Raw genomic sequence first — 6,924 nt, 5'->3', positions numbered from 1 at the left:
AATGTAGGATTTTGATTTTTTTTCATCTAAAAGAGTCTCAATTTATACTCTTTCTTTACGAGTAAGTCGTCTATGTTTTTTTACTACCATTTTACAAATCTATAAATTTAGATTTGTTGCGTTAAGTTATTGAATGGAGGTAATCTTCTTGAAATGTTTTTTCACACTCAAAACAAGCATAGTGAGGTTTATAGGTTGTCAGTGCATACCTATACACTAGTTAATTGGTTTTAGGGAGTCAATATTGTATCCATTATCAGTTGATAATTTTATTTTAAGATGCTTTAAGTATTGATCTTTTTCAATTCTATTTGCTAAGAATTCTAAAGTGTAGATAAACACACTGATGTATTTGTTTTTACCCTATAATCAGTCAAAGAGACATAAATATAAAAAATTCAAACTATGTTTTGCTTCATGTGCGTAAATTTCCGTTGTTTTGAAATAGTTTTTAGATCGTCTGATGCTTATAGTGTTAACGTTTTTTAATGGAGAGAAGTGAAAGGCGCAATTTTCATTGCGCCTCATATAATTATTTTCTTACTTTCTTGACAATTGCAAGTGCATCTTTTACATCTTGCTCAAGTTTAGCGTAATTTTTATTTGCAATAATATCTTTAGAAATCAATTGAGATCCCATACCAACACAAGTAACACCTGCGTCGAACCACCCTGTTAAATTCTCAACAGTAGGAGCAACTCCACCTGTAGGCATAATAGAAGTCCAAGGCTGAGGTCCTTTGATTCCTTTTACGAATTTAGGTCCATATAAGTCTCCAGGGAAAAGTTTTACAATTTCACACCCTAATTCTTCAGCTCTGGCAATTTCAGTTAAAGAACCACATCCTGGTGACCATAAAACTTTTTTACGGTTACAAGCGATAGCAATGTCTTCTCTTAAAACGGGAGTAACTATAAAGTTAGCTCCTAATGCCATATATAAAGAGGCAGCTCCTGCATCTGTAATAGAACCAACACCCATAATCATTCCTGGTAATTCAGCAATTGCATATTTAGTCAATTCTCCAAAAACTTCGTGAGCGAAATCTCCACGAGCAGTAAACTCCATCAAACGAGCTCCTCCGTTGTAACAAGCTTTTAAAACTTTTTTACTTAATTCTATATCATTGTTAAAAAACAAAGGAATCATCCCTGTTTCTTTCATTGCTGCTGCAACTTCAATTCTAGTAAACTGTGCCATATTGTATTTTTTAAAAAGATATCGTAAAATGGATTTCTATTTCACGATATAATAAGATTATTGATTAACGTGCAACTCTTCCTGATGAGTCACCTCCCATTAATTTTTCAACTTCAGCAATTGTAGCTAAGTTTGCGTCTCCTTTGATTGTGTGTTTCAAACAAGAAGCTGCAACTGCAAAGTCTAATGCGTTTTGATCATCTTCAGGGTATTTTAATAATCCGTATATCAATCCTCCCATAAATGAATCTCCACCACCAACTCTATCAACGATATCAGTGATTTGATATTGACGAGTTTGTAATAATTTTTTTCCATCATACAATACTCCAGCCCAAGTGTTATGAGATGCAGAGATAGAACCTCTTAAAGTAGTAATTACTTTTTTAGCTCTCGGGAATTTTTTCATCATTTGTTCACATACAGATAAGAACGCTTCTGCTTTTACATTGTGTCCTTCCGTTTGAACACTGATTCCTTCTGGTTTGATACCAAAGTGCATTTCAGCATCTTCTTCGTTTCCTAAAACGATATCACAGTAAGAAGTCAATTCAGTCATAATAGATTCTCTGTGTGCATCATCACAAAAATTCCATAATTTAGCTCTATAGTTCAAGTCTGTAGAAATAGTAACGCCTAATTTACTAGCAGCTTTTACTGCTTCTAAACAAACATCAGCAGCACCTTGAGAGATAGCAGGAGTAATACCTGTCCAGTGAAACCACTCAACACCTTCAAATACTTCTTCCCAGTTGATCATACCAGATTTGATTTCCGAGATTGCAGAATGCGCACGGTCATAAACAACTTTAGATCCTCTAGATACAGCACCCGTTTCTAAGAAATAAATTCCTAAACGATCTCCTCCGTATACGATTTTATCTACATTTACACCTCTTTTACGCATTTCCATCATGGCACATTGACCAATATCATTTTTTGGTAAACGTGTTACGAAATCTACATCTACTCCGTAGTTTGCTAAAGAAACAGCTACGTTAGACTCTCCACCACCATAGACAGCGTCAAAACTGTTCGCTTGTGAAAATCTTAAAAATCCTTGTGGAGCTAATCTTAACATGATCTCTCCGAAAGTTACTACTTTACCCATCTTATTTTTGTTTAATTTAATTATTGATTCAGTTTTATTCATAACCTATATTAGTTATCTAGGCTCATATATTCTTCACTAGTTTAGTTTGTTCTATCGTTTGAACACTTTTATTAAAAAAGAGGATTGTTAAATACAATCCTTTTTTAAACACGTAAAAACCCTTTATAACACTGATGTTTATTGTGTTTTGAAAAGGTTAGTAGTTTGGTGTTGTTATAAAAATAAACTACTTTTGTTCAAACGTTGGAACAAATATATAAATATAATTTGGGAACTAAAAAAAAAACTACGATAAAAGATATTGCAAACGTATTAGGGTTGACTCCTTCTGCTGTTTCAAAAGCATTGAATAATCACCCTAGAATAAGTGAGAAAACTAAAGTTTCAGTTCAGCAAGTAGCAAAAGATATAAATTACCAACCTAATTATTTAGCGAGTGCTCTTAGGAGAGGTAAAAGTAATTTGGTAGGGGTTATTATTCCACGCGCAAATAGTAGTTTCTTTTCTGCGGTTTTGGAGAGTATTGAAAATGCACTAAATATTGAAGGGTATAATATCATTATTTCTCAATCTTATGAGTCTTTTGAAAAAGAGTGTAGAACTATTGATGCATTGCTTTTTACACAAGTAGATGGGATTATAGCATCGTTAGCAAATGAAACGAAAGATTTTTCGTATTATGAAAAAATAAAATCAAAAGGAATACCCTTGGTGCTTTTTGATAGAGGAGAGAATGATTTGGGAGTCGATTATATTGGGATTGATGATTATAAAAGTAGTCATATGGTTGTGGATCATTTGGTGCAACAGAATTGTAAGCGAATTGCCCATATCGGTGGGTTTAGTCATACTCGAATATTTAAAAATAGGATTAGAGGATATAGAGATGCTCTTGAAAAACATTGCTTGCCCTTGGATGAGGATTTAATTTTTGAATGCAATCTTACTAAAAAAAATGGCAGATTGATTATGGAGGAGTTGTTAAATCATCAAAATAGACCGGATGCAGTATATGTTGCAGGTGATTATGCTGCTTTGGGAGCATTGGAGTTTTTAAAAGAGAAAAACATTAAAGTACCCGAAGAAATTGCTATTGTTGGGTTTGGTAATGAGCCATTTACCTCATTAGTTTCTCCATCGATAACTACAATTGAACAACATAGTACTGAGATTGGTAAGCTTACAGCAGAGGCTTTTTTGAGAAGGATAAAAGAGTCTGATACTCCACCTGTATTGAATAAAATGATTTTGGATCCTGAATTAATAATTAGAGATTCTTCTAAGAAGAAAAAATTAATTTATGGACCTTTTATATAGTTATAAAAAAGCGTCTAAATATAATTCAGACGCTTTTTTAAGACTATGATTTAGAGTGACTATTTACCCAATAGAAGCTATTGCTTTATTAAAAATAGCACTTGGTCTCATAGCAACTGAAGTTTTTTTAGTGTTAGGGTAGAAGTAACCCCCTAAGTCAATTTCAGGTCCTTGTGCGTTATTTAATTCAGACAAAATTGCGTCTTTGTTTGCTGCTAATTCTTTAGCGAGTGGGGTAAATACAGCTTGTAATTCTGTGTCAGCTGTTTGAGCAGCTAAAGCTTGTGCCCAGTACATTGCTAAGTAAAAGTGACTTCCTCTATTGTCTAATTCACCAACTTTACGAGAAGGAGAATTGTCATTTGTTAAGAAAGTGCTATTTGCTTCGTTTAGTGTTTGAGATAAGATAGTTGCTTTGTCATTGTTTGTTTTGACTCCTAAGTCTTCTAAAGAAACAGATAAAGCTAAAAATTCACCTAATGAATCCCAACGTAAATGTCCTTCTTTAACAAATTGTTGAACATGTTTAGGAGCAGATCCACCTGCACCTGTTTCAAACAAACCACCACCATTCATTAATGGAACAATAGATAACATTTTCGCAGAAGTACCTAATTCTAAAATCGGGAACAAATCTGTTAAATAATCACGTAAAACATTACCAGTCACAGAAATTGTGTCTTGTCCTTTTTTTATTCTTTCTAAAGTAAATTTAGTAGCTTCAACAGGTGAAAGGATAGAAATATCTAATCCAGTAGTATCATGGTCTGGTAAGTATGTATTTACTTTTTTGATGATTTGAGCATCATGACCTCTGTTTTCGTCTAACCAAAATATAGTAGGAGTTTGTGTTGCTTTTGCTCTTGTAACAGCAAGCTTTACCCAGTCTTGGATAGGTGCATCTTTTGTTTGACAAGCTCTAAAAATATCACCAGCTCCAACAGTTTTTTCTAATAAAGTGTTTCCGATTGCATCCGTTATTTTTACAATACCAGAATTAGCTACTTGGAAAGTTTTGTCATGAGAACCATATTCTTCAGCTTTTTGAGCCATTAATCCAATGTTAGGAACAGTTCCCATTGTTGTTGGGTCAAATGCTCCATTTTTCTTGCAGAAATCAATAGTTTCTTGGTAAAGACCAGCGTAACAACGATCTGGAATAATTGCTTTAGTGTCTTGGGGATTCCCTTCTGCATTCCACATTTGACCAGATGTACGAATCATTGCAGGCATAGAGGCATCAATAATAATATCACTTGGGACATGTAAATTTGTGATTCCTTTATCAGAGTTTACCATTGCCAAGGCTGGGCTGTTTTCGTAAACTTTTTCGATAGCAGCTTTAATTTCTGCTTGTTCGTTTTCAGGTAAAGAACAGATTTTATTATAAACGTCTCCTAAACCATTATGAGAAGAAATTCCTAAGGAAGTAAATGTTGCTGCGTATTTTTCAAAAACGTCTTTGTAAAATACTTCTACAATTGCACCAAAGATTATAGGGTCTGAAACCTTCATCATTGTTGCTTTCATATGAACAGAGAATAATATTCCTTTAGTTTTAGCATCTTCAATTTCTTTAGCAATAAAAGATTTTAATTTGTTAATGCTTAATACTGATGCGTCTAAGATCTCTCCTTTTAACACTGAAGTTGATGATTTTAGAACAGTAATAGATCCATCGTTTCCGATCAGTTCTATTTTTACATTTCCGGCTTCAGTAATTGTAGTAGAAATTTCACTTTCGTAAAAGTCACCTTCATCCATACTTGCAACATGCGATTTGGAATCTCTAGCCCATGCTCCCATAGAATGAGGATTGTTTTTAGCATATTCTTTTACTGGTCCAGCAACCCTACGGTCAGAATTACCTTCTCTTAATACTGGGTTTACAGCAGATCCTAAGACTTTAGAATAGCTTGCTTTTATTTTTTCTTCATTTACATTTTTAGGCGCTTCAGGAAAATCAGGGATTTCAAATCCGTTAGTTTGCAATTCTGCTATCGCAGCTTTCAACTGAGGTATAGAAGCGCTAATGTTAGGTAATTTGATGATGTTTGCTTCTGGAGTCTTAGCCAGTACTCCTAATTCAGCTAATGCATCAGAAACCTTTTGTTCTTCTTTCAAATATTCTGGAAAGTTTGATAAAATTCTTGCAGCAAGAGAGATATCTTTCTTTTGAATATTAATATTAGCCTGTTTTGTAAAAGATTCTACAATAGGTAAAAAAGAATGAGTAGCCAATGCCGGAGCTTCGTCCGTAATTGTATACACGATTTGCGATGTTTTTGTAGTCATAAGGTTCTTCGTTTTTAGTATTGAAACACTCAATACCTATTTGTTTTTTTTATTCTAAGAAGCAATGTAGTAACTACATTTTCCAAAGAATTATTTTTTTTTGACTAAAGACAGTTTATAAGCTGTCTTTAGTCAGTACAAATGTAGTGATAGTATGAATTTTTTATGGTTATAAAACAATAGAAATAACACAGTGTTTTTGAAAATTGATGAATTTATTGATTAAGAATTTAGCAAACTCCAAATTTTTCGTGATTTATAGCGGTATACTTGAGTTCTTATGATTAATATTTGTGAAATACTAATATTAATTTTTTTATTTTTTACCCGATTCTGTAACTGTAATTCTATCCCAATAATTTCCTATCTATAATTGACAGGGAAAATTGATGTGATGTTGTTCTAATCAATTTATAGATGTTTTATTTTTGTAAATGACATACATAAAACCTTATGTTTATTGATTATTAAGGTGTCTATTACTTGAATTTAACAAATAAATGAAATTTTTTGATTTGAGTCTTTGGTTCTATCTTTTTAAACAGAAAAGTAGAGATTCCTAACTTTCATGTTTTGATGAATGAGTACCTTATGGTTTCAAACCGTCAAAAAACAAGTTGTATGCACACATTACTTTAGAACAAATATACACAATTAGTTGCACGCTAAAAGAAAGAGACCTCTCTGATAAAATAGTTACAGTTATTGGTGAATATAACTCTGAGATTTGCAGTGAATTAGACGAGATTTAAATGAAAAATAATGACATTTATAATTATATATTAGTTCATAATAAAAATAATATTCTCCAAACATAAAAGCCAAAATCAAAAAGTTTATTAAAAATGTAGAGAAGGAGCCTCCATTCAATAACTTAACGCAACAAATCTAAATTTATAGATTTGTAAAATGGCAGTAAAAAAACATAGACGACTTACTCGTAAAGAAAGAGTATAAATTGAGACTCTTTTAGATGAAAAAAAATCAAAATCCTACA

4 protein-coding genes are annotated in these 6,924 nt (G+C 32.6%); 1 reads left to right on the top strand and 3 read right to left on the bottom strand.

Going from position 1 to position 6,924, the window contains the following annotated elements; genetic code table 11:
* Window positions 1-532 precede the first annotated feature (532 nt).
* Together V5787_RS01785 and V5787_RS01780 are read right to left on the bottom strand one after the other, a co-directional pair.
* Window positions 533-1,201, bottom strand: coding sequence for a bifunctional 4-hydroxy-2-oxoglutarate aldolase/2-dehydro-3-deoxy-phosphogluconate aldolase (locus V5787_RS01785; protein ID WP_336891576.1), 669 nt, complete (start codon window positions 1,199-1,201; stop codon window positions 533-535).
* Between the two features lie 64 nt (window positions 1,202-1,265).
* Entirely contained in the window at window positions 1,266-2,312 is a 1,047-nt protein-coding gene (locus V5787_RS01780) for a sugar kinase (protein WP_336891575.1), read from the bottom strand.
* Window positions 2,313-2,582: 270 nt separating this feature from the next.
* Here V5787_RS01780 and V5787_RS01775 point away from each other — a divergent pair, with 270 nt between their 5' ends.
* Window positions 2,583-3,632, top strand: a complete 1,050-nt coding sequence (locus V5787_RS01775; RefSeq protein ID WP_336891574.1) for a LacI family DNA-binding transcriptional regulator — start codon at window positions 2,583-2,585, stop codon at window positions 3,630-3,632.
* 63 nt (window positions 3,633-3,695) lie between these two features.
* On the opposite strand, the gene V5787_RS01770 is transcribed toward V5787_RS01775, so the two are convergent.
* Window positions 3,696-5,927 (bottom strand): NADP-dependent isocitrate dehydrogenase, encoded by a 2,232-nt coding sequence (locus tag V5787_RS01770; protein WP_336891573.1) that lies wholly within the window; start codon window positions 5,925-5,927, stop codon window positions 3,696-3,698.
* Window positions 5,928-6,924: the final 997 nt, after the last annotated feature.

Origin of the sequence: Flavicella sp., from assembly GCF_037132785.1 — a bacterium.
Classification (GTDB): domain Bacteria; phylum Bacteroidota; class Bacteroidia; order Flavobacteriales; family Flavobacteriaceae; genus Flavicella.
This window is presented reverse-complemented; position numbering and strand designations above follow the sequence as displayed.